20 protein-coding genes are annotated in these 22,072 nt (G+C 70.3%); 8 read left to right on the top strand and 12 right to left on the bottom strand.

Features of this window, described 5'->3' with window-relative positions:
* Positions 1-5: 5 nt before the first annotated feature.
* The gene (locus ND450_RS00315) at positions 6-1,418 is read right to left on the bottom strand and encodes an aldehyde dehydrogenase family protein (protein ID WP_371927614.1); all 1,413 of its coding nucleotides are present in this window, start codon (positions 1,416-1,418) and stop codon (positions 6-8) included.
* A complete protein-coding gene (gene gabT / locus ND450_RS00320) occupies positions 1,313-2,596 on the bottom strand; it encodes a 4-aminobutyrate--2-oxoglutarate transaminase (protein WP_253324157.1) in 1,284 nt (427 codons plus the stop codon). The genes ND450_RS00315 and gabT overlap by 106 nt, the downstream gene beginning before the upstream one ends.
* A gap of 81 nt (positions 2,597-2,677) precedes the next feature.
* Here gabT and ND450_RS00325 point away from each other — a divergent pair, with 81 nt between their 5' ends.
* A complete protein-coding gene (locus ND450_RS00325) occupies positions 2,678-3,937 on the top strand; it encodes a PucR family transcriptional regulator (protein ID WP_253324158.1) in 1,260 nt (419 codons plus the stop codon).
* On the opposite strand, the gene ND450_RS00330 is transcribed toward ND450_RS00325, so the two are convergent.
* A complete protein-coding gene (locus ND450_RS00330) occupies positions 3,911-4,720 on the bottom strand; it encodes an intradiol ring-cleavage dioxygenase (RefSeq protein ID WP_253324159.1) in 810 nt (269 codons plus the stop codon). The genes ND450_RS00325 and ND450_RS00330 overlap by 27 nt on opposite strands.
* Before the next feature lie 56 nt (positions 4,721-4,776).
* The gene (locus ND450_RS00335; RefSeq protein WP_253324160.1) at positions 4,777-5,925 is read right to left on the bottom strand and encodes an FAD-dependent monooxygenase; all 1,149 of its coding nucleotides are present in this window, start codon (positions 5,923-5,925) and stop codon (positions 4,777-4,779) included.
* Positions 5,926-6,034: 109 nt separating this feature from the next.
* Between ND450_RS00335 and ND450_RS00340 the strand changes: the two genes are divergently transcribed.
* Together ND450_RS00340 and ND450_RS00345 are read left to right on the top strand one after the other, a co-directional pair.
* Positions 6,035-6,496 carry a MarR family winged helix-turn-helix transcriptional regulator gene (locus ND450_RS00340; RefSeq protein ID WP_253324161.1) on the top strand — a complete coding sequence of 154 codons (462 nt, stop codon included), beginning with the start codon at positions 6,035-6,037 and terminating at the stop codon, positions 6,494-6,496.
* A 57-nt stretch (positions 6,497-6,553) separates the two neighbouring features.
* A complete protein-coding gene (locus ND450_RS00345) occupies positions 6,554-7,528 on the top strand; it encodes a helix-turn-helix domain-containing protein (protein ID WP_253324162.1) in 975 nt (324 codons plus the stop codon).
* Here ND450_RS00345 and ND450_RS00350 read toward each other — a convergent pair.
* The 4 genes from ND450_RS00350 to ND450_RS00365 form a co-directional block, all read right to left on the bottom strand.
* Positions 7,513-11,256 (bottom strand): S8 family serine peptidase, encoded by a 3,744-nt coding sequence (locus ND450_RS00350; RefSeq protein WP_253324163.1) that lies wholly within the window; start codon positions 11,254-11,256, stop codon positions 7,513-7,515. The two genes, ND450_RS00345 and ND450_RS00350, sit on opposite strands and share 16 nt — an antisense overlap.
* Before the next feature lie 179 nt (positions 11,257-11,435).
* Positions 11,436-12,071 carry a lamin tail domain-containing protein gene (locus ND450_RS00355; protein WP_253324164.1) on the bottom strand — a complete coding sequence of 212 codons (636 nt, stop codon included), beginning with the start codon at positions 12,069-12,071 and terminating at the stop codon, positions 11,436-11,438.
* A 134-nt stretch (positions 12,072-12,205) separates the two neighbouring features.
* Positions 12,206-12,721: a lamin tail domain-containing protein gene (locus tag ND450_RS00360; RefSeq protein ID WP_253324165.1), complete on the bottom strand. Its 516-nt coding sequence runs from the start codon at positions 12,719-12,721 to the stop codon at positions 12,206-12,208.
* A gap of 151 nt (positions 12,722-12,872) precedes the next feature.
* Complete coding sequence (locus ND450_RS00365) at positions 12,873-13,181, bottom strand: helix-turn-helix transcriptional regulator (protein ID WP_245786160.1); 309 nt, start codon at positions 13,179-13,181, stop codon at positions 12,873-12,875.
* 244 nt (positions 13,182-13,425) lie between these two features.
* Between ND450_RS00365 and ND450_RS00370 the strand changes: the two genes are divergently transcribed.
* The 4 genes from ND450_RS00370 (at position 13,426) to ND450_RS00385 (ending at position 17,127) form a co-directional block, all read left to right on the top strand.
* The gene (locus ND450_RS00370) at positions 13,426-13,845 is read left to right on the top strand and encodes a nuclear transport factor 2 family protein (RefSeq protein WP_253324166.1); all 420 of its coding nucleotides are present in this window, start codon (positions 13,426-13,428) and stop codon (positions 13,843-13,845) included.
* A complete protein-coding gene (locus tag ND450_RS00375) occupies positions 13,842-14,459 on the top strand; it encodes a ScbR family autoregulator-binding transcription factor (protein WP_253324167.1) in 618 nt (205 codons plus the stop codon). The genes ND450_RS00370 and ND450_RS00375 overlap by 4 nt, the downstream gene beginning before the upstream one ends.
* A 93-nt stretch (positions 14,460-14,552) precedes the next feature.
* Positions 14,553-15,788, top strand: a complete 1,236-nt coding sequence (locus tag ND450_RS00380; protein ID WP_253324168.1) for an ATP-grasp domain-containing protein — start codon at positions 14,553-14,555, stop codon at positions 15,786-15,788.
* A gap of 73 nt (positions 15,789-15,861) precedes the next feature.
* Positions 15,862-17,127: a serine/threonine-protein kinase gene (locus ND450_RS00385; protein ID WP_253324169.1), complete on the top strand. Its 1,266-nt coding sequence runs from the start codon at positions 15,862-15,864 to the stop codon at positions 17,125-17,127.
* A 10-nt stretch (positions 17,128-17,137) separates the two neighbouring features.
* On the opposite strand, the gene ND450_RS00390 is transcribed toward ND450_RS00385, so the two are convergent.
* From ND450_RS00390 to ND450_RS00400, 3 genes are all read right to left on the bottom strand, one after another.
* Positions 17,138-17,803, bottom strand: coding sequence for an HAD family hydrolase (locus ND450_RS00390; RefSeq protein ID WP_253324170.1), 666 nt, complete (start codon positions 17,801-17,803; stop codon positions 17,138-17,140).
* 22 nt (positions 17,804-17,825) lie between these two features.
* Positions 17,826-19,124: a wax ester/triacylglycerol synthase family O-acyltransferase gene (locus tag ND450_RS00395; RefSeq protein WP_253324171.1), complete on the bottom strand. Its 1,299-nt coding sequence runs from the start codon at positions 19,122-19,124 to the stop codon at positions 17,826-17,828.
* A gap of 61 nt (positions 19,125-19,185) precedes the next feature.
* Positions 19,186-20,082: an anti-sigma factor RsbA family regulatory protein gene (locus ND450_RS00400; RefSeq protein WP_253324172.1), complete on the bottom strand. Its 897-nt coding sequence runs from the start codon at positions 20,080-20,082 to the stop codon at positions 19,186-19,188.
* A gap of 250 nt (positions 20,083-20,332) precedes the next feature.
* Between ND450_RS00400 and ND450_RS00405 the strand changes: the two genes are divergently transcribed.
* The gene (locus tag ND450_RS00405) at positions 20,333-21,064 is read left to right on the top strand and encodes an alpha/beta fold hydrolase (RefSeq protein ID WP_253324173.1); all 732 of its coding nucleotides are present in this window, start codon (positions 20,333-20,335) and stop codon (positions 21,062-21,064) included.
* Positions 21,065-21,326: 262 nt separating this feature from the next.
* Here ND450_RS00405 and ND450_RS00410 read toward each other — a convergent pair whose 3' ends face one another.
* A complete protein-coding gene (locus ND450_RS00410) occupies positions 21,327-21,866 on the bottom strand; it encodes an MOSC domain-containing protein (protein WP_253324174.1) in 540 nt (179 codons plus the stop codon).
* Between the last annotated feature and the right edge of the window lie 206 nt (positions 21,867-22,072).

The following is a 22,072-nucleotide window of genomic DNA, read 5'->3' on the forward strand; positions in this document are numbered from 1 at the left end:
GGGGGTCACAGCTCCAGGCCGGTCAGGACGAGCACGCGTGGTTCGGTCAGGTCCTCCATGGCTGCGCGCAGGCCCTCCCGGCCGGTGCCGGACTCCTTCACGCCGCCGTACGGCATCTGGTCCGCGCGGTAGCTCGGCACGTCGCCGACGATCACGCCGCCGACCTGGAGTCGTTGCGCGGCGCGGAAAGCGAGTCGCACGTCCGTGGTGAACAGGCCCGCCTGCAGGCCGTAGCGCGACGCGTTCACGCGGTCGAACGCCTCCTCGACGCCGTCCACGCGGGTCAGCGTCACGACCGGGCCGAAGACCTCCTCGGCGTTGACCTTCGAGTCCTCCGGCACGTCCGTCAGCACGGTCGGCGCGTAGGTGCGGCCGTCGCGGGTGCCGCCGGTGAGAACCGTGGCCGACGCCTCGCGCACCCACTCCTCGACGCGGTCGGCGGCGGCGTCGTTGATCAACGGGCCGACGTCGCCCGCCACGTCGAGCTTGGCGACGTGCCGCACCACGGCCTCCGAGATCGCGTCGTACAGGTCGGTGTGCACGAAGACGCGCTGCACCGAGATGCACGACTGGCCCGCCTGATACATCGCGAACGTGGCGATGCGCTGTGCCGCGAACTCGACGTCCTGCCAGTCCGGCGCGACGATCGCGGCCGCGTTGCCGCCGAGTTCGAGCGTCACGTGCTTGCGCGGCACGCGGTCCTTGATGCCCCAGCCGACCGGGCCGGAGCCGGTGAACGACACCACGGGCAGGCGCGGGTCCTCGACCAGCGCGGCGGTGTCCTCATTGGACAGGTGCAGGACCGAGAACGCGCCGTCCGGCAGGTCCGTCTCGGCGAACAGGTCGGCGAGCAGGAACGCGACCTTCGGCGTGGCGGGCGCGGGCTTCAGCACGATGGGGGCGCCGACGGCGATGGCCGGTGCCACCTTGTGCGCCACCAGGTTCAGCGGGAAGTTGAACGGCGCGATGCCCAGCACCGGGCCGCGCGGTACCCGGCGGACCAGGGCGAGGCGGCCCTCGGCGGACGGGTCGGTGTCGAGGCGCTGCAGTTCACCGGAGAACCGGCGCGCCTCCTCGGACGCCCAGCGGAACGTGGAGATCGCGCGGGTCACCTCGACGCGCGCCCACTTCAGCGGCTTGCCCGAATCGTCGTTGATGGCCTGCGCGAACTCCTCGGCGCGTTCGGCCAGCCGGCGCGAGACGTGGTCCAGAGCGGACGCGCGGCGGTGCGCGGGCAGCGCGGCGAGTTCGGGAGCGACGGCGGAAGCCTTCGCGACGGCGTTCTCGACGTCGGCGGCGGTGTGGAAGTCGATCATGCGAGCAGGGCTCCTTCGAGCACGTCGAGACCTTCGGCGAGCAGGTCGTCCGGGATGACCAACGGTGGCAGCAAGCGGATCACGTTGCCGTAGGTGCCGCACGTCAGCACGACGACACCCTGTTCGTGGCACGCTTTCGCGACGCGTGCGGCGACGTCGGGCGTGCGTTCGGTGAACTCGATGGCGAGCATCGCGCCGCGGCCGCGGATGTCCGCGATGACGTCGGTCTTCTCCGCGATCGCCCGGAGACGGCCCAGCACCGTCTCCTCGATGCGGCGGGCGGCCGCGTTGAGGTCGCGCTCGCGCATCGTGCGGATGGCGCCCAGAGCGCCGGCGCAGGCCACCGGGTTGCCGCCGTAGGTGCCGCCGAGGCCGCCGACGTGCACGGCGTCCATGATCTCGGCGCGACCGGTCACGGCGGCGAGCGGCAGGCCGCCCGCGATGCCCTTGGCCGTGGTGATCAGGTCCGGCACCACACCCTCGTGGTCGAGCGCGAACCACGAGCCGGTGCGGCAGAAGCCCGTCTGGATCTCGTCGGCGACGAACAGCACGCCGCGGTCACGGCACCACTGCGCGATCGCCGGCAGGAAGCCCTCGGCGGGCTCGACGAACCCGCCCTCGCCCTGGATCGGCTCGATCACGAGGGCGGCGGTGTTGTCCGCGCCGACCTGCTTCTCGATCGCCGCGATCGCCCTGGCCGCGGCTTCGGCACCGGTGAGGCCGTCGTGCAGCGGGTAGGACCCCGGCACGCGGTAGACCTCGGGCGCGAACGGTCCGAACCGGTGCTTGTACGGCATGTTCTTGGCCGTCAACGCCATCGTGAGGTTCGTGCGGCCGTGGTAGCCGTGGTCGAACACCACGACGGCCTGCCTGCCGGTGACGTGCCGGGCGATCTTGACCGCGTTCTCGACGGCCTCCGCGCCGGAGTTGAACAGCACCGACCGCTTCTCGTGCTCGCCCGGCGTGAGCTCGTTCAACGCCTCGCAGACCTCGAGGTAGCTCTCGTACGGCGTGATCATGAAACAGGTGTGGCTGAACCTGTCGATCTGCGCGTGCACCGCCTCGGCGACGGCGGGCGCGGGGTTGCCCGCGTTCGTCACCGCGATGCCGGAGCCGAGATCGATGAGCTGGTTGCCGTCGACGTCGACCAGCAGGCCGTCGTCGGCGGAGTCGATGTAGACGGGCAGCGTCGAGCCGACTCCGGTGGCGACGGCACCCTTGCGCCGCGCCTGGAGTTCCAGCGACTTGGGACCGGGGATCGCGGTGCGCAGTCGGGTCATGTGCTCAGCATGGCCCTGGTCAACGCGGCGCGCAGTGGCTGAAATGGCGGTCTTCGCGGTTGAGGTTGTACAAACTGGCACATGCCCATCACGCTGCGGGACCTGGCTCGGACGCTGCGGCTCCCGGTGCTGGCCGGGGACGTGTCGAGGCCCGTCGGCTGGGTGCACGGCACCGAGCTCGCGGACCCCACGCCGTTCCTGGAAGGCGGCGAGCTGCTCCTGACGACGGGGCTGGCCGTGGTCGGCGCCGAGTACGTCGAACGGCTCGTGCGGGCGGGCGTGGTCGGGCTCGGTTTCGGTACGGGACTGGGCCACGACGTCGTGCCGCCCGAACTGGTGGAAGCGGCCGCCGGGGCGGGACTGGGCCTGGTCGAGGTGCCGCGCGAGGTGCCGTTCATCGCGATCAGCAAGGCGGTGTCGAAGACACTCGCCGCGGACGAGTACGCGGCACTGACGCGGATGAGCGAGGCGCAACGGGCGTTGAGCCGGGCGGCCGTGCGGGGTGGTGTGGCCGGTGTGGTGCGGCGGCTCGGGCAGTGGGTCGACGGCTGGGTCGTGCTGCTCGACGCGGCGGGGGAGCCCGTCCACGCGCACAACCTGCGCCTCGTCCCCGACCTGACCGGCGAGCTCGCCCGGCTGAGGACGGCGGGCGGACTCGCCAGCGCCGCGTTCGAGCTCGACGGCGTGCACGTGTTCCTCCAGGTGCTCGGCAGCCGTGCCCGGGGTGTGCTGGCGGTCGGTGCCGCGAGCCCGGATCCGGGCATCGTGAACACCGCGGCCTCGCTGCTCACCCTCGCCCTGGCGCAGAACGACGCCGTCGACGCGGCGCATCGGGAGCTGCGCGCGGGCCAGTTCCGGTTGCTGCTGAACGGGATCCCGGTCGACGGCCTGCCCGAGCGCTTCCGCGTCTTCCTCGCCGACGAGCCGCCCGAGGGCGGGTTCTGGGCCGAGCACGACGGCCGGATAGTCGTCCTGGCACAGCACTTCGACGGCACCGCGTCGTCCGAAGTGGACATCACCGAGGTGGCGCGCGGCTACCGCGAGGCCTGTCAGGCGCGTCAGGCGGGTGTGCGCCGGTTCGAGGACCTCGCGGGCAGCCTCGAGGTCCCGGAAGGGTTCGCGGACGCGCTGCTCGGGCCGCTCGACCCCGAGACCCGCGAGACGCTGCGGGTCTGGCTGACCCACCACGGCGCCTGGGACCCGGCGGCGGCACAGCTCGGCGTGCACCGCCACACCCTGAGGAACCGGGTGCGGAAGGCCGAGCAGGCCCTGGGGCGCTCGCTCGACTCGCCCGGCCTGCGCGCGGAACTGTGGCTAGCCCTGCACCGCGAAGGTCAGTGAGGCGGTGTAGCCGGACTGGGCGTTGCCCGACATCGTGGCCATCTGCTCGTCCACCCCGTCGCGGAACACCATGTCCTGCTCCAGCGAGGTCCTCGACATGTTCCGGACGCTCTGCGTGTAGCCGGTCGTGCCGTAGACCTCCTTGCACGTCGTCTCGGGCAACGCGAGCTGCGAGGTCGTGATCTTGTTGCCCGCCCTGGTCGCCTCGGCGAGGCTCGGGTAGACCTCGAAGTGGATGTGCGGCCAGCGCCCCGAGTACGCGCCGGGGAAGACGCTGACGAACTCCAGCCTGCCGGAGGAGTCGGCCTCCTGGACGCCGCGCAGGAAGTTCTCGTCCTTCACGCGGTCCGAGTACATCGAGTAGTCGCCGTTGATGTCGCAGTGCCACAGGTACACCGCGGCGCCGGCGAACGCGCTGCCGTCCTCCTTCTTGACCGTCAGGTCGATGGTCAGCTGCACGCCCTCGGCCGTGCGGGTCGAGGACCCGAAGCTGGAGCGGATGTCCGAACGCACGATGCCGCTCTGCGTCAGCGCGTTCGGGCCGTTGGAGCCGTCGCCGGGGTAGGGGCCGGCGGTCTCCTCGGGGATCGCCTCCAGCGGCGAGCCGTCGGCGGTCGTGGTGGTCGTGGACGAGCCGGTGGTGGTGGTCGACGTCGCGGTGGTGGTCGACGGGGCGCAGGCCACGAGCGTGAGGCCTGCGCCGCCGAGCAGCGACAACGCCCGCCTGCGCCCGATCAGCGTGGCGAGGTCGAACTGGAGGCCGCGGTCGTGGTTGTCGGTCATGCGACTCAGAGTGCGGCTGCTTCCTGTGAGTCGCCTGTGGAGAACCTGTTGTGTGCCTAGCTGAAGTCCGGGAGCGTGAGGGCCGAGTGTTCGGGCCGCGGGGCCGGGGCCGGCAACGTCTCGCGCGAGTGCAGGGCGGCGTTGCGAGCCGCGAGGGTCTCGGCGGTGCGGGGCAGCAGTTCCGCGTCGCCCACGTCCACCAGGCCCTGGTTCGCCTCGACGAACGGCCGCATCGTGCGCTCGTACGCGCCGAAGTCGGCCATGTTGCCCGCCAGCACGTAGGCGCCCACGAGCGCGAGGCTCGACCCTTGGCCCGTGAGGAACGACGGGGCGTAGGCGGCGTCACCGACCAACGCGACGCGGCCCGACGACCAGCGCGGCATGCGGATCTGGCTGACCGTGTCGAAGAACAGGTCGTCGGCCTCCTGCATGGCCTTGACCATGTGCGGCACCTCCCAGCCGTCCCCGTCGAAGACCGACGCCACCAGGTCGCGTTGGGCCTGCGGGTCGCGGAACGCGCCGAACGGGGCCTCGTCGCGCGAGAAGCTCAGGAAGCCGTGCACGTTCTCGGCCGGTCCCACCGCGTACAGCACGGCGCCGCGACCGGGTTCGTTCCACATCACGGCTTCCTGCCGCAGGTCCAGGTGGTTGGGCAGGGTGAAGCCCGCGAAGCAGAAGCCGAGATAGCGGTGGAACTGCTCCTCCGGACCGAACGTCAACGCGCGCACGTTCGAGTGCAGCCCATCAGCGCCGATCACGTGGTCGTAGGTGCGCTGGAGGCCGCTGCGGAACGTCACGTCCACTCCGCCGTCGTGCTCGTCCAACGAGACGATGGTGTTGTCGAACAGGAACTCGACGTCGTGGCGCACGGTGTCGTAGAGGATTTCGGCGAGGTCACCGCGCCGGACCTCCAGGTCGGTGCCGTCACCGCCGATGAGCGACTCGGGGTGGATCGACGCGGCCTGGCTGCCGTCGGCGTCGAGGAACGTGATGCGGCGCGTGTCCACGTGGGCCTCCCTGAGCCGGGGGAGCAGACCCATCCGCTGGACCACGTCGAGCGCCGTGCCGCGGATGTCGATCGGGTAGCCGCCGCCGCGCAGGGTGTGGGACTTCTCGACGACGGTCACGTCGAAGCCGTGCCGCCGCAACCAGAACGCGAGCGCGGGGCCGGCGATGCTGGCGCCGGAGATCAGGACAGAGCTCATGGTCCCTCCAGATAACTAACTTAGGTATCATTTTTCGGGCCGCGATGATCGCTACGGTGACGAGCGACTGAGCCAAGCGTATACCTAAGTTAGGTAAGTAAGGTGTGAAATGAGCGACGGCCTGGACCCCGCGGCGCTGGTGCCGCACCTGATGCAACTGGGCACCGTGCTCAACCGCAGCCGGTTGGTCGAGCGCGCGATGGAGGCGGTCGGCCTGCCGCTGGACCGTCCCGGCCTGACCGTGCTGCTCACCCTGCGCATGGCCGGCAAGCCGCTGCGGGTCGGGGAGATCGCCGCGCGGATGCAGGTCGTCGGTCCGCACGTCACGAGGCACCTGCATGACCTGGAGCGGGCCGGCCTGGTCCGCCGCGTCGTCGATCCGGACGACCAGCGCGCGCGTCTCGTCGAGCTGACGGACGCGGGCGCGGCGGCGGCCGGGCGCTACCTGGAGGCGATCCTCGGCTGGTTCGGTGACGCGATCGCCGACTGGTCGGAGGAGGACAGGGCGACGTTCGGCCGGCTGCTCAGCCGTTTCGTGGACGACCTGCAGGCGCACCTCGTCGGGGAGTGAGGCCGTCCCGGTTCCGGCCCCGCGCCACCCCGCGCCGAAGTCGGCATACTGGCCTGCGTGCTCGGATTGCGTCCGGCTGAACACAAGGTCTACGAGGCGCTGGTGAGCTCCTACCAGCTCGGTGTCACCGAGCTCTGCCTCGCGACAGATCTGGCGGACAGGACCGTCCGCGCCGCGCTGAGGTCGTTGGCGGACCTCGGGTTCGTCCACGAGGTCAACGGGCTGTACATCGCGGTGGCTCCGGACGTCGCGCTGGCCGTGCACTTCCTGCGCAGGGAGGACGACCTGCGGCGCGACCGGGTGCTGGCCGGGGAGTTGCAGGCCCGGTACGAACGCGCGGCCGCGGTGCGCGCGCCCGCCGACCTCGTCGAGGTCGTGCACGGCGCCGAGGCGATCTCGCGGCGCGTCGACCAGGTCATGCGCACCGCCCGGCACGAGGTCTGCTTCGTCGACAAGCCGCCCTACGCCAAGGCTCCCACGTCGTTGCACCCGGTGGAGGAGGAGCTGCTGAACCGCGGCGTCCGGTTCCGCGGGATCTACGAGCGCCGGGCGCTCGAGCTGCACGACCTGCGCGCCGACCTGGAGATGGGGCTGTCGCTGGGGGAGGAGGCGCGGGTCGTCGCCGTCGCGCCGACGAAGATGATCCTGGCGGACGGTCATCTGGGACTCATCCCTTTGCACAGCACCGAGACCACGCTGGAGAGCGCGGTGATCGTGTACCGGTCGGCGTTGCTCGACTCGCTCGGAGCACTGTTCGCCACGCTGTGGGAGGACGCGGTGCCGCTGTCCCTGCCGGGCCGGCCCGCGAGCAGCGAGGTGCTGATCGAGGACGCGCGGCTGCTCGCGTTGCTGGCCACCGGGCTGCCGGACCGGAGCATCGCCAAGCAGCTCGGGCTGAGCTATCGGACGTTCCAGCGCCGCCTGCAGCGGCTGATGGAGGAGTTGGGCGCGCAGACCCGTTTCCAGGCGGGTCTGCGCGCCGCGGCTCGAGGTGCCGGTTCCCTGCTACCGCCACCTCAGCCGCCGGAGTGAGTCCGGAACGCCTTCTGGACGGTCTGCGTGACGGTGTTCCCGGCGCCGTCCCTGGCCTCGGTGCGCAACCACACGTCACCGCTGGGCTTGTCGATCGTGGCCTGCCACCGGTCTCCGCTCGGCTGGACCGCCGCCTGGTGCCAGGTCGCGCCGTCCGCCGACCACTGCACCTTCACCACGGTCACGGGTGTGCTGTTCGTGGCGTGCACGTGCCAGACGAACGGTTCGCCCGCCGGTGCCGAGTTCGTGAGGTCGAGCGGCAGGTCGTGGCGGAGGCGGATCAGTGGCTGGAACTGGCAACTGGTCGCCTGCCCGTGGCAGGAGTAGCCGCGTGGTGCCGGGTTGAGCGAACGGTAGGACTGGAACGTCCACGTGGTGTCCGTTCGCGGTGCCGAGGTGAACAGGACCGGGTTGACCGCGCCCGCGACGGCTCCCGGTGCGTGGGTCTCGACCGCCTCGAGCCGGTAGGTGGCCCTCTCCGGGAGCATCGTGAACGTGGGGTAGAACGCCAGTGGTTCCTGGTTGGCGGGGATCTCCTCGGTTCCCCGGAAGAGACGGACCTTGGTCGTGGTGAAGTACTTGCTGTTCTGGTAGGGGTTCGTGTAGTGACCGGGCGTGTCGTCCGTCCACTGCAGCGCAGGGACGAACGTGTCGCCCGCACGGCAGTGGGAGCAGAGCTGCCGCCACGAGGTGCCGGAGGCCGGGTAGCGGGCCGGGTGGTCGGACTGCAGGTCGATCACCGTGCTGTGCACCGGCCCGGCGAACCAGCGTTCGACCCCTGGTGGCTGGCCGGTGCGGAACACGTTCTCCTGGAACATGGTCATGGCCGCCCGCTGGCCCTGGGCGTCGGTGCCGCTCAGCGTCACCGAACGCTTCCAGACGACGCGGTCGTCGCCGGGGCCGATGTACTCGGTCCACGCGGCCGGCGGGGTGAACGAGGTACCGCGCATGATCATCGACTGCCAGAGGCCGGTGGGGAACGGGTACCACGACTTCTGCACGGTCAGCCCGGGCTTCTCGGCGTGGTAGGCGGTCCTGCGCTGCACGAGCGCGGCCGGGTCGACGACCCGGCGGTGGTCCGCGGGGATGCCGTTCGCGTCCAGGTAGCTGAGGTTGAACACCGCTTCCGGACTCCGTGCGACGCTCAGCCGCACCGCCTTCTGACCTGCCAGGAACTCGCCCTCGGCGTTGCTGATGCTCAACGACGGCAGCGCGACGCTCGACAGCCCGGTGAGCGCGAGTGCGCCTGAGGCGTCCACATAGGACAGAACTGCCTTCTTTCCCTGCTGTGCGGCGGCGGCCGCGGCTGCGTTCGCGGCCTTGACCATCGCGGCCGGGGTGTCCGGCTTGATCTTCACCAGGGCCGCGTCGCCCCCGATCGCGAGGTCGCGGTCACCGGACCACTTCGCGGTCAGCACGCCCACGTCGCCGTCGGTCCTGAGCGTCCGCCCGCCGGACGTCGCCGTGACGGTGGCCGTCTGCAGCGTCACGTTGTCCTGCAACGAGATCGCACCTCGCTTCGAGGCGGCGGCGGGTGTGGCGCGCACCTCCCACGGAGCCGAACCCAGTGCGGCGGTCATCTCGGTGATCAAAGGCGCTCTCCCGCCCTCGGCGGGCAGCACGCGGCGCATCGCGACGGTGCGGTCCCGCTGTTCGGCCGGGCCGGGAGGCACGACCTCGATCGGCACGGTCCTCTGCGCGTCGAGCGAGACCTCCGCGGCGCCGGTGACGGTCAGCTCCGGTGCGGCGAGCGCGGACCAGCGGCGGGTGCCCGCGCTGTTCTCCGTCGCCCAGCTCAGCGCGGAGTACCTGCCGGTCGGCACGTTCGCGGTGCCTTCGCCGTCGACGACGTCGAACACGTAGCTGACGGTGTCGTCGAACGGGTCGTTGACGTCGTCGCCGCCGTTGGAGTCGTCGATCAGCTGGCCGAAAGCGGGAGCCGGTGGCCTGCCGGCGGCGTCGCGGACGTGCACCGACACCGGAAACGTCCGAGGCGCCTCGTACACGGCGACGGGGGTGCGGAGGGACACCTCCCGACCGGTGGCGACGACGACGCCGCCGTACACGCCCGCGGGGCCGACCTCGGGGTCGAGGGTGAGCACCGCCGTGGCCTTGGAGCGAGCAGCGACGGTCAGTTTGCTCGTGCTGAGCTGGAACCCCGTCGTGGACTTCCCGTCCCAGCCCTTCACCGTCGCGGCGAGGTCCAGGGTCAGCGCCGCGTCGGAGTCGTTGACGTACTCGAGTTCGCGGGTGAGGACCCCTCGCGGGCCGCGCTCGTAGCGCCCGAAGTTCGCCGACGCGGTGCCGGTGGCCTTCTGGGTGATCGCCCGTTTCACGTCGAGCCGGCCGGCGCCCTGCTCGTACCAGGGCATGCCGACGTCGGTCGCGCTGGTGACGAGCGCGTTCTTCAGCGTTTCGCCGTTCCACTCCGGGTGCTGCTGCGCCAGCAGCGCGGCGGCGCCCGCGACGTGCGGCGTGGCCATCGACGTGCCTGACGCGGCGGTGTAGCGGTCGTTGACCGGAGCACCCATGCCGGTCTCGGCGGCGCGGGCCGCGACGACGCCGACGCCGGGAGCGTTGATCTCGGGCTTCGCGTGGGCGTCGCCGATGCGCGGGCCGGTGCTGCTGAACGGAGCCGGCCCGTCCTGCCGGTCCACCGCACCGACGGTGAGCGCGGAGGTCGCCGCGCCGGGCGAGGTCACCGAGCGGCCGGCCGGGCCGTTGTTGCCCGCCGCCACCACGAACAGCGCGCCCGTGTCGGCGGAGAGCCGGTCCACCAGCGCGCTCAGCTCGTCGGTGCCGTCCGTGACGGCACCGCCGAGGCTGAGGTTGACGATCTTGGCTCCGGACCGGGCCGCCCACTCGATGCCGGCCATCACCTGCGAGGTGTCCGCCTCTCCCGCCGCGTTGAACACCTTGGCCACGATGATGTTCGCGGCGGGAGCGACGCCCTGGTAGCGGCCCGCCGAGGCCTGCCCGGTGCCCGCGATGATCGACGCGACGTGCGTGCCGTGGCCGTGCCGGTCCACCACGTCGGGTTCGTCGGAGAAGTTCTCCGCCGCGGTGATCTTCCCGGCGACGTCGGGATGTCCCGCGTCGATGCCGGTGTCGACGACGGCGACGCTGACGCCCTTGCCGTTCAGGCCGGCCTGCCAGGCGGCGGGAGCACCGACCTGTTTCGTGGTCTGGTCGAGCGCGAGACGGATCGGGCGGTCGTAGCGCACCCGCACACCGGATTTCGCGCTCGTGTCCAGTGACCGCCAGAACTCCCGCGTCCTGGTTTTCTCCACGTGGACGCCGGAAGCGTTGATGCTGTTGATCCTCGTGTGGGCACTGGCGAAGACACCGCCGGTGACGAGAACGGGGACGGTGGTGGCCCGATCATCGGACTGGCCGGTGCGGACCAGGTCCGTGACGTTGAAGAGGGAGCGCTCGACGGTGCCCGAGGTGATGGCGCCGATCGCGTCGGACGGGTAGACGTGCAGACCTTTGTCCGTCGTCATCGTGTGGAAGATCGGAGGTTCCCCGTCGCGGGGCGCGGCGTGGACCTGGACGACCTCGCGACCGTCCGAGCGTTCGGTGTAGTCGACGACGTCGCCGGTGATGAGCGTGATCCGATGTGACGTCTCGGACGTCCGCGGCGCGGTCGACGTCGCCGGGGCGGCGGACACCGGTGGCGCGGCCACTGCGGCCGCTGTGATGGCAAGTGCCAGAACCTGTCGAATCACGGCGCCTCCTCGGTGATCAGTCACAGCAGGATGAGGGGCCGCAAATCGTTGGGAAACAGGAAAAAGCGGCGGCTGGTCGCCGTTGGCGACTTCGCGCCACAAGAGAAGTGCCCGGGCCGTCGAGGAACAACGACCCGGGCACGTCCTGTGCACCCGCTTGGACGATCAGATCTCGTCGATCAGAAGGTGCGCTCCTGCAACGAGAAGTCGCGCTGGTTGTTGTTCGTGTCCTGGTTCAGCAGGTTCCGCGTGTTCGAACCGTTGAGCTGCGCCGTGCGCTGGTTCTCGGGCTGCGCGTGCACGCCCTCCTTGGCGGCGGACACCGCCGACGAGAACGCGACACCGTCGACCTTGAAGGCGTTCGGTGCGGCGCTGCCGAAGACCGCGACACCACCGTGGACCGGGATGCCCTCCTCGCCGAGGAAGCGCACGGGCTGGACGTTCGGGCTGGTCACGGTGCCGGAGAACTCGGCGCCGGTCAGCACGAGCGTGCTGCCGACGTTGCCGTTCGGCGCCAGCACGACCGACTCACCGGTCACGTCGACCAGCGGAATCGTCTGGATGACCTCGTTGCGCTGGTTGTAGATCCGGATGACCCAGTTGTTCAGGTCAAGCTGCTGCGACGAGGTGTTGATGATCTCGATGGCCTCGTCGAGCGGCCCGTTGGGGCCCATCGCGGAAACCTCGTTGATCAGCACTACCGGAAGCTGCATGACCTCGGGAGCCTCCGGCTCCTCGGCGGCGCTCGCCAGACCCGTGAGCGCGATGGTGCCCGCGATCGCGAGTGCGGTGGCGCCACTCAGCAGTCGACGCATTGTCCTGTCCCTTCGAGAAATGTTTTGGACTTTCTCACGAACGGCTGACTGGCTTGTCGGGGATAGCCTGTCGTGCCGCTGGAACTGACTCTGCTCTCCACTGTTCGGGTCCGAAAGGGGCCATTTCGTTCAGGTTACGGATTGTTTTCACCAGGAGACGGAATCTGGCAGGTGAAGTCCGTCGAGTTGCGATTCGTGTCGCGGGAGGCCGTATCACGGCCGAGCGAGGAATCGGCGCACGGTGTCGCTGGATCGTCTTCGCGGCACGGCGAGTGCGAGCTCAGGCCGATGCTGTCGATGTGCGCACCTGTCCGGTTTCTGGTGATAACGCCCGCTCCGTGGACCGCGTCCACCAGGAGTCCGGGCGGCATGGTTCCGCTGAACTCGGAGCCGACCACCACAAAGTATTCGCCCGCTGGTAGGACGGTGTTGGGTGGGATGGTGGCGAGGATTCGCATGATGCCGTCCTCGCATGTCTCGATCGTCCATCCTCCGATGTCTGCCGCGGCGCTGCCGGTGTTGCGCAGTTCGACGAATCCGGCAGTCCCGAGTGCTATCTCGTTGACTCTGACCGGGGAGACCCCTGGGCTGCCACCGACCGTGCTGACGGCGACCAGCAGTGTTGCGAGGGTGTTTCCGAAGGATGTCACAAGACGCAGTCTGGCCTCGTGTGCACTGGTGGCACACGAGGCCAAAGGTCCTCGCAACCAGGGCCTTGCGGAGAAAGTGGCCCCCTTTCCTTCGCTGTCGGGGGCCACCTCCCCGCGGGCGGGCAGTCCTCTGCCGGCTGCCCGCGCTCCGCTAGCGGGACGGGTCTTCGGTCCTGGCTCTGCGAGTTTCCCGTTCGATCAACGCCGCGCGGTCGACCGCTGCATGGGGTACGTCGAGAGCGGCGCTGAGGAAGGTGCGCCAGTAGGGGCCAGGAATGCGTTTACCGCGTTCCCATCGCGACACTTCCTCACGGGTCACGCTGTCATTGTGTGAGATCTCGCACAAGAGGTCCGCGAGTTCGCGCTGGGTCAGGCCTCGCTCCCGCCTGGCCTGCGGAATCAAGGAGGTAATGGGCGGCACGTCCTGGTGCTCGTGGGCGGGTTGGGCTGCCTTGAGCACGGTTCTGCTCCGTTTCGGTGGGGTGGTGGGTGTGTCCACCACCATGCCGCAGAGCGTGGATCTCCGGTCCGTGCATTGCGGTGATACCGGTGGTCGTTGAAATTTCTTGTACCACGGGAATCGTCTGATCGGATGTTTGGGGGAAACGGAGCTGGGCCAATGGGGTGTGCGTTCTCGCATTATGAAGCTCTGACTAGTGTGACAACACCGTGATCGTTGCGACAGCAATGACCAGGACGAGAAGGTGGATAAAGTGCTCTCGACGGTCGAAGTGGTGCAGGTGTTTCTTGCGCGGCTCGCGGCGCAGGACGCAGCGGGTATAGCGCGACTGTGCGCACCGACCGTGGAATGGGAGGCGCCCGACCCCAACGGCGTCTGCTGGACCACCGGCCTGCGCACCCGCAGGGAGGTCGAGTCCCAGTTCCTGACCCTGTTCGCCACGTTCGGCCTGGAACGGCTCTCGGCTCGCCAGGTGATCGTCGACGGAGGAGACGCGGCCGTGGTGTGTTCGGCGCGCTGGAGGGTTCTTGCCTCTGCTTCGCGGGTGGACGTGCGTTTCGTCGTCGTGCTCTCCGTGCACCTGGGGGAGATCGAGCAGTGCTGGCAGCTGCCGGACACACTGGCCGCGGCCGTCGCCACAGGAGTCGCGCGGACCCGGGCATGAGCGTCAACCGTGAGAGATCGTCCCGTACCAGGGCCAAGTTGCTGCACGCCGCCGCGGAGGTGTTCGACCGCGAGGGTTTCGCCCGGTCCAGCCTCACGGCGGTGTGCTCGAGGGCCGACGTGTCGAAAGGCGCGTTGTATTGCCACTTCCGTTCCAAGGAGGCGCTCGGCGTCGCGATCATCGAGGAGCAGTCCCTGCTGTGGCACCGGTTGCGCGACGAGGTGCTCGCCGCCGAGCCGTCGCCGGTGCAGGCGTTGATCGCGATGTCGTTCGAGTTCGTCCGCAGGCTCGAGACCGACCTGACCGTGCGGGTGAGCGCGAAGCTCTTGCGGGAGGCCGTGTTCTTCGACGTCGCGGCCGCCGCGCAGGTGATCGGCTGGGTCACCGTCGTGCGGGACCTGCTGTCACTGGCGCGCGAGCGCGGTGAGCTCAGGCCCGACGTGAACGTGCGGCACGCGGCCGAGCAGGTCGTGGCGGAGCTGCTCGGGCTGCAGTTCGTGGCGCAGGCGCTGACCGGGGGCACCGACCTCGGCGTCCGGCTGGGCCGGTTGTGGCGCGCCACCTCCGGCTGCCTCGTGACCGCCGCGGTCGGGGAGCGGTTGCGGTTCGAGTGACGGTCGTCTCGTCCCAATCGAGACAGGAATGCCTGCTCGCTCCGGCCCTGTTGTGTTCCTGCGTTCAGCGGAGTCGCTCAGGGGAGGACAGCGGTGGCCGGTCGCAGCGTCGTGGTGGTGGATCCGTTCTCGGAAGGCCGGGGCATCGCCCCCGCGTTCGCGCGGCGAGGTGTCGACGCGATCGCCGTCCTGACGGCGGGCAGGCCGTCCCCGTGGCTCGCCCCGACGTGGAACCCGGACGACCACCACGAGGTCCACGTGCTGCACGACCTCGACGAGCTCGCCGCGAAACTGGCCGTGCACGACCCGATCGCCGTCGTGGCGGGTGCCGAGTCGGGCGTGGAGGCCGCGGAGACGTTGTCCGAGCTCATCGCACCGGGCCGGTCGAACGTCCTGAGGCTGTCGTCCGCCCGCAGCGACAAGTGGCAGATGGGCGTGGCGCTGCGCGCCGCCGACGTGCCGCACCTGCGCCAGATCAGCTCGGACCGCGTCGGCGAGGTGGCCGCCTGGCTGCGCCGCGAGGGCCTCGAGAACGCGCCCTTCGTGCTGAAGTCGCAGAACTGCGGCGGTGCGGGGGACGTGCTCGTCGCCGAACCGGGTGAAGACTGGCGCGCCAAGTTCCACCACGTCCTCGGCCGCGTTAACGAGAGGAACGTCCGCAACGACAAGGTGCTCGTGCAGGAACTCGCGGTGGGCACCGAGTACGAGGTCGACACCTACTCGATCGACGGCGACCACGGTCTGGTCGCGGTATGGCGCTACGCCAAGGAACGGCGCGGCGACCGGCTCGGCATCTACCTGTCGAACACGCTCGTCGAGTCCGGCGACCCCGTGGTCGGCGTGCTGTCCGACTACGTCCGCGAGGTGCTCGACGCGACCGGCGTCCGCAACGGACCGGCGCACGTGGCGGTCATGGTCACGCCCGCCGGGCCCCGGTTGATCGAGATCGGCGCGCGGCTCGCCGGCGCCGAACAGCAGCACCTGGCGCTGCTCGGCACGGGCGAGAACCAGATCACGCGGATGGTGCGCCACCGCGTGGACGGCGACTCGGCCCGCCGGTGCTCGCGGCGCCAGCACGTGAAGTCGGTCTACGTGTCGTCGCCCGCGGCCGGCGAGCTCGGCAACTCGGTGCGTTTTGGTGAGCTCGCCTCACTTCTGCCGAGTTACCAGAGCGATGCGCTGGCGTATCGGGAAGGTTCCATGGTTCCGCGTACCGATGACCTGTGGACGTCGTTGGGTTCGGTAGTGCTGGCGACGACCGACGCCGACCAGCTGGAACGGGACGTGGCGGTGGTCCGGGAGATCGAAGCCGGGCTGATCGTCGTGTGAACGTCAGGTTCGACCGGGTAGCCGAGATTCCACGCGACCCGATAGCTTTGCCGGTGCGACGATGCGGAGGCCCATGAGCGAGCGCTGGGACGGTGACCTGACGGGAGCGGTGGTCGACGACCGCTACGTGCTCGGCTCACTGCTCGGCTCGGGCGGGATGGCCGAGGTCTACCGCGCGTACGACCGTTCGACCACGTCCTCGGTCGCGGTCAAGGTGTTCACCGGCCCCGGCCTGCCCGACGACGAACTGCGCCTGCAGCGCGAGGCCACGATGCTGGTCTCCCTGGAATGTCCCGGCATCATCCCGGTGTACGCCTCCGGCACCGTGTCGCGCCGCCCGTACTTCGTGATGCGCGAGATCACCGGCGGCACGCTGCGCCAGCGCATGCGCGAACCGCTGCCGCCCCGGTTCGTCGCGCGGGTCGGCAGCCAGATCGCGGCCGTCCTGGACCACGTGCACGGCCTGGGCGTCGTGCACCGCGACATCAAGCCGTCCAACATCCTGCTCGACGACGCGGAGAAGCAGGCGTACCTGGCGGACTTCGGCCTCGCCCTGGTGGCCGAGGTGACGCGGGTGACGACGTCCGGCGTGCTGGTCGGCACCGCCGGCTACCTGTCGCCGGAACAGGTCCGCGGCGCCGAGGTGGGCCCTGCGGCCGACGTCTACTCGCTGGGCCTGGTGCTGCTGGAGTGCCTCACCGGGCGGACCGAGTACCCCGGCGGCGACGCCGAGGCCGCGCTCGCCCGGCTCGCGAGGGCGCCGAGGATCCCGGTCGACCTGCCGCCCGCGTGGGAGTCGCTGCTGGCGGCGATGACGGACATGGACCCCGCACGCCGTCCGTCCGCCGCCCGCTGCGCGGAGTCGCTGCAGGTCGCCTTCGAGGCCAGCCGCGGGTTGCCGGCACTGCTGCCGGACGCGCCCGTCGCCCCGGACGTGGTCGTGCCCGAGCCCCGGTCGCGGCGCGGCAGGCGCGTGGCGATCGCGGCCGCCGCCGTCGCCGTGGGTGCGATGGCCGCCGTGGTGGTCGTGAACCTCTCCGGCGGAGGCGAGGCCCCCGCCGCGGACCGGACGGTCGCGCCCGACGAGCAGACCCGTGTCGTGACGGTGACCCCGTCCACGGTGACGGTGGTGCAGACGCCGTCCGGTTCCCCGGAGGCGCCGGGGCTGCCTGGGGTGGCGGTGCCGGGAGCCGGGGGTGTGGTGTCGACGTCGACCCCTGCGGTGGTGGAGACCACGGCGGAACCGGCCGAGGAGACGACCCGACCGAGCAAGGAGCGGAAGAAGGACCGCGGGAAGCCTTCCGAGCTGCCGACGCCGTCCCAGGTCCCCCTGCCGTAGGGCCGGACCGTCAGGCCTTCGGCTCCTCCACCACGGCGAACGGCAGGTCCGACAGCTCCGCCCGCAGCGTGTCCAGGTCCGGGTACACCGCCGACGCCCCGCGGTCGATCAGCTCGTCCTCCCCGAACCCGCCGGTCAGCAGCCCGATCGACGGCAGTCCGGCGCGCTTCGCGGCCTCGCAGTCCCACACCGAGTCGCCGATCACGACCGCGCGCTCGCCGTTCACCTCGCGCAGCGCCACCTCGATCAGGTCCGGCGCCGGCTTGCTGTCGTCGACGTCGTCCGAGGTGGTCCACGCGACGTCGCCGGGGTCGAGCAGCTTCAGGTAGTGCTCGACGTGCTTGCTCTTGCCGGAGCTCGCGAGCACGACGGCGAGGCCGAGGTCGGTCGCGGCGCGGACGAGGCGGTGCGCGCCCTCCAGCGGCTGGATCTCGTGCAGCATCTCGTCGAAGTAGTTCTCCCACGCCGTGCGCAACTCGTCGCCGTGGTCCTGCTCGACCTCGTCGCCCGCTACGGCGGCCACCAGCTTGTCGCCGCCCATCCCGATCGCGCGGTGCACGCGCCATCCGGGCACGGTGACGTCCACGCTGCGGAAGGCGCGCAGCCACGCCACCGTGTGGTGGTAGTTGGTGTCGACCAGGGTTCCGTCCACGTCGAGGACCACGGTGTTGCTCATGAGAACAGGTGTGCCCGCGCCCCTACCTCGGCAAACCCACCAGCTCGCGGGTCTTCTGCAGCGCCGAGAGCTCCCGGCGCAGCACGCCGTCGAGCCAGTGCGCGTCCGACATCCACGACTGGTTCGTGTTCAGGCAGACGTGCACCGAGGACCGGTAGACCGACAGCGCGATGCCGACCGCGTGACCCGGTGCGACGGGCGCGACCGGGTACATCTCGCACAGCGACGCGCCGTCGAGGGCGAGCGGCACGGACGGCAGCGGCACCGACGTCACGAGCGTGTCGAACAGCAGTGGAGCGCAGCGGCCCATCACGGGTGCGGCCAGGCGGTGCACCAGCGGCGGCACCTTGTCGGCGAGCAACGGCAGCGCGCCCGCGCCCCGGTCCGGGCCCGCCGCCTTCGCGGATTCCATCTGCGTGCGGACGATCCGCAGCCGTTCCGCCGGGTCCGCCTCGCCGACGGGCAGCGGGACGAGGAAACCGGAGATCTGGTTGCCCGCGGCGCCGTCACCGGAGCGTGAGCGCTGGTTAACCGGGATGAGCGCGCGCACGACCGAGTCGGGGCCCGCGCTGCCGTGCGCGGAAAGCCAGTGGCGCAACGCACCCGTGACGAGGGCGAGCAGCACGTCGTTCACCGTGCCGCCGTGCGCGCGCCGGATCCGGTGCACCTCAGCGAGATCCACGCGCGACATCACCACGCGGCGTGGCCGGGTGGACGCGGTGAGCACCGGCGAGTTCAGCGTCGGCGGGCGCGTGTTCATCAGCACGCTCGACGCGATGTCGATCGTGTCCTTGATCCCGCGCAGCGACGGGAGGGACGGGATGATCGACTTCGTGATCGGCTCCGGAGCGTCCGGAATGGACAGCCGGGACGGGTCGAAGAGCTGAATCCCCAGGCCGACGGCCTTCATGCCGTCGCACAGGGAGTGGTGCAGCTTCGCGACGACCGCGAACCGCCCGCCCGCGAGCCCCGTGATCACGTGCAGCTCCCACGGCGGGCGCGCGAGGTCGAGCGGCTGTGCCATGAGGTGAGAGACCAGCGTGGCGAACCGGTCGCGACCGCGGACGTGGTGCGTGAAGACGTGGTCCTCGGGCGCGAAACCGGGGTCCTCCACCCAGCGGGCGCCGCCGAGCAACGACGTGCGGGCGCGTTGCCGCAGTCGCGGAATCTCTTGCGCCCGTTCGCAGAGGACGGCGGCGATGCGGGCCGGATGCACCGGAGTGGACGGTGCGAAGGTCGCGACCGCGCCGAGGTGCAGCGGGTTGCTGTCGCCCTCCATTGCGAGGAAAGCGATGTCGAGGGGGGAGAGGTCGTCTGTCATAGCTGTGCAAGGAAAACAGGTCCGCGTGTCGTGCGCATTGCGATGAGATGGCGGCGACTCCCTACCGCCCCAAGTACACTCGAACGGTGGTACCGCTGTGACTCGTGTGGGTGCGAACCAGGTCACACAACAGGTTCACCATCACGATCCCGAAGCCGGACAGGCCGGTGAACGAGGGCGGGAAACCGGTGCCCGTGTCGCTCACCTCGCACACCACGGCGTCACCCTCGCGCCACATCCGCAGCACCCCGCGACCCGACGCGTGCAGGATGCTGTTCGTCGCGAGCTCGTTCACCGCCAGCACCAGGTCCTCGGCCTGCTCGCGCCGCAGCCCCTGGGCGTAGGCCGACACGAGCTTGCGCATGTGCGCGAGCGTGCCGACGGAGAACGGGTGCTCCTCGGCGCCGAGCGGAGGCGGCGGCAACGGCACGTTGTAGAGGTCGGTCAACGCTGACGGGTCGGTGTACCACTCACTGGCGACGCGCCGCTCGCCGTCGATCACCACGGGATGGGTGCGCCGCGCGTCCTGCAGCACGTGACCGGGCAGCGCCGTCGCGTCGTACGGGCAGAGGATGACGCCCTCCCTGCCCTCGAACGCCGTGTTGATCAACACCTCGTGCTGGACGCACGCCGGGTACTCGAGCTCGGTGCGGCCGGGCCACATCGGCTCGCCGATCATGCGGAACCGCTGCTGCGTGCTGGCGCTGAACGCCATCAGCACGCCGGGGATGATCCGCCCGGGGTTGCGGCCGGCCTCGGTCATGTCGATGAAGTGCACCTGGTCGGCGAGGGGACCCAGCCGTTCGCGCAACGGGGCGATGCTCGCCTCGGGCACCGCGACCAGCACCGGCTCGCCGTGGTCCACGCCGTCCGCGACGAATCTCGCCGTACCGGAGAGGAAGTCGGCCTCGTCCCGGTAGAACAGGGCTTCGTGTGCGAACGGGGCAACGGAGTTCATCGGCTTCCCGGTGCGATAGGCGGTTGCGGCAATCCACCATTCTGCTCCTCGTAACGGTGTTACGGCGGGGGGCCAGACCGGTGGTTGCGATTGATGGCGGATGCGTGCCGGCCCCGCGGGTGCTCCGCAGGGCGGATCGTCGTGCGACCGGTGGTGCGGGCCTCACGCGGTTCGTGGCCCGTTCATCGTGCGAGCCGGGAAAAGCCCAGGCAGACTCGCTGCTGTCGGGGCCTTGCGAGGAGGTGACGCCGTGCTCGCGCACACGCTGACCGGGCCGGACGACGCGCCGGTTCTGGTGCTCGGCAACGCACTCGGCACGACCACCTCGCTCTGGCGGGACTTCGCGCTCCCGTTCCGCCTGCTGCGCTTCGACCACCGCGGCCACGGCGACAGCGAGCCGGTCCCTGGCCCGTGCGCGATCGAGGACCTCGCCGCCGACGTCGTGGAACTGTTGGACCACTTGGGATTGCGCCAGGTGTATTACTGCGGTGTGTCGCTCGGCGGCATGGTCGGCATGTGGCTGGCCGCGCACACCGACCGGATCTCGCGGCTGGCGCTGGTGTGCACCACCGCGTGGGTGCCGGACAAGGGGCGGCTGGAGGCGCGGCTCGGCCTGCTGCGCGCCGGCGGGATGCCGGCCGTGGTCGACTCCGTGGTGGCGCGGTGGTTCACGCCGGGGTGTTCGGCCGGGGTGGTGGAGCGGTTCCGGGACGGGCTGCTGGGGGTGGACCTGTCGTCGTACGTCTCGTGTCTGGAGGCGGTGCGGGACATGGATCTGCGGGCGGACCTGGTGAAGATCGACGTGCCCACCGTGGTGATCGCCGCTGCGCAGGATCATGCGACGCCCACCGAGTTGGTGCGGCGGATCGCTGATGAGTTGGTGGATTCCGAGTTGTACGTGGTGGGGGAGGCGGCGCATTTGGCCGTGGTGGAGGCGCCTCGGACCATTTCGGTGATCTTGGACGATCACTTCGGGGATTAGGCCGGTCGCGTTTGGTTGGTCGGGTCGCGTTGCGTGGCCCGGTTGCGCGGGTCTTGACGAGTTCTGGGGTGCGGGCGTGCACCGGCTCCCAATGATGCACAGTTCAGACGGCTCGCTTCGCATCGCCACACCAGGCTGAATGCGTGGTGGGCTTTGTGCGTGCGGCTGTCCGGTTGGCACCGCGCGCCGGACCTGCGTGCGTGGGCGGGCGCCGGTCCCAGCAGAGGGCGCCCACCCATCTGCCGTGCCTACCCGCCCCCGGCTACACCTTCTCCAGTGGACGGTGCGGCTCCGCCGGCAGCTCCACCCGGATCTCGTCACCCGGGCTGACCACGCCGCCCACCAGCACGATCGACATGATCCCCGCGCGCCGCACCAGCTCGCCGTCCGGGCCCTTGCCCACGACCTCCTTCAGGAGGCCCTTCGCGAAGCGGTCGATCTGCAGGCACGGGTTGCGCAGGCCCGTCACCTCCACCACGGCCTCGGGGCCCAGGTGCAGGCGGGTGCCGGTGGGCAGGGCCAACAGGTCGATGCCTCGGGTGGTGACGTTCTCGCCGATCTCGCCCGGCGCGACGGAATAGCCCTTGGTGTCGAGCTCGTCGAAGAGCTCCGCGTGCATCAGGTGGACCTGGCGCAGGTTCGGCTGCGTCGGGTCCTGGGCCACGCGAGACCTGTGCTTGACCGTGACGCCCTGGTGGACGTCGCCTTCCACGCCCAGGCCCGCGAGCAGCGTGATGCTCGGGCGGGTGGGCTTCGTGAACGTGTACTCCTCGTTGCGGCTCACCGCAGTGACAACCCCCATGCCTCCGATTGTGCACGATCAGTTGAGACGCAACGAGTACTCCGTACGGAGCAGGGGAACCGGTAACCGCGAATCGATCAAGGAGTCTCATTTCGGGGCGTCCGGTGGTGCCCTACCTGCGGAGACGATCCCGGTTGTGGAAACGCTCTCACGAACTTCCGGCAAGAGTCTTGACTAATGATGGGAGCGGGCTGTTGACTGCGTCA

The sequence above is a fragment of the Lentzea sp. HUAS12 genome (assembly GCF_024125735.1).
GTDB classification, from domain to species: Bacteria; Actinomycetota; Actinomycetes; order Mycobacteriales; family Pseudonocardiaceae; genus Lentzea; species Lentzea albida.

Excerpts from the sequence above, each read along its gene's own strand:
- ND450_RS00325 (WP_253324158.1), top strand. The coding sequence starts at position 2,678 with ATGCCCATCACGCTGCGGGACCTGGCTCGGACGCTGCGGCTCCCGGTG.
- ND450_RS00400 (WP_253324172.1), bottom strand. The coding sequence starts at position 20,082 with ATGAACTCCGTTGCCCCGTTCGCACACGAAGCCCTGTTCTACCGGGAC.
- ND450_RS00355 (WP_253324164.1), bottom strand. The coding sequence starts at position 12,071 with ATGCGTCGACTGCTGAGTGGCGCCACCGCACTCGCGATCGCGGGCACC.
- ND450_RS00385 (WP_253324169.1), top strand. The coding sequence starts at position 15,862 with ATGAGCGAGCGCTGGGACGGTGACCTGACGGGAGCGGTGGTCGACGAC.
- ND450_RS00375 (WP_253324167.1), top strand. The coding sequence starts at position 13,842 with ATGAGCGTCAACCGTGAGAGATCGTCCCGTACCAGGGCCAAGTTGCTG.
- ND450_RS00340 (WP_253324161.1), top strand. The coding sequence starts at position 6,035 with ATGAGCGACGGCCTGGACCCCGCGGCGCTGGTGCCGCACCTGATGCAA.
- gabT (WP_253324157.1), bottom strand. The coding sequence starts at position 2,596 with ATGACCCGACTGCGCACCGCGATCCCCGGTCCCAAGTCGCTGGAACTC.
- ND450_RS00335 (WP_253324160.1), bottom strand. The coding sequence starts at position 5,925 with ATGAGCTCTGTCCTGATCTCCGGCGCCAGCATCGCCGGCCCCGCGCTC.
- ND450_RS00390 (WP_253324170.1), bottom strand. The coding sequence starts at position 17,803 with ATGAGCAACACCGTGGTCCTCGACGTGGACGGAACCCTGGTCGACACC.
- ND450_RS00395 (WP_253324171.1), bottom strand. The coding sequence starts at position 19,124 with ATGACAGACGACCTCTCCCCCCTCGACATCGCTTTCCTCGCAATGGAG.
- ND450_RS00330 (WP_253324159.1), bottom strand. The coding sequence starts at position 4,720 with ATGACCGACAACCACGACCGCGGCCTCCAGTTCGACCTCGCCACGCTG.
- ND450_RS00410 (WP_253324174.1), bottom strand. The coding sequence starts at position 21,866 with ATGGGGGTTGTCACTGCGGTGAGCCGCAACGAGGAGTACACGTTCACG.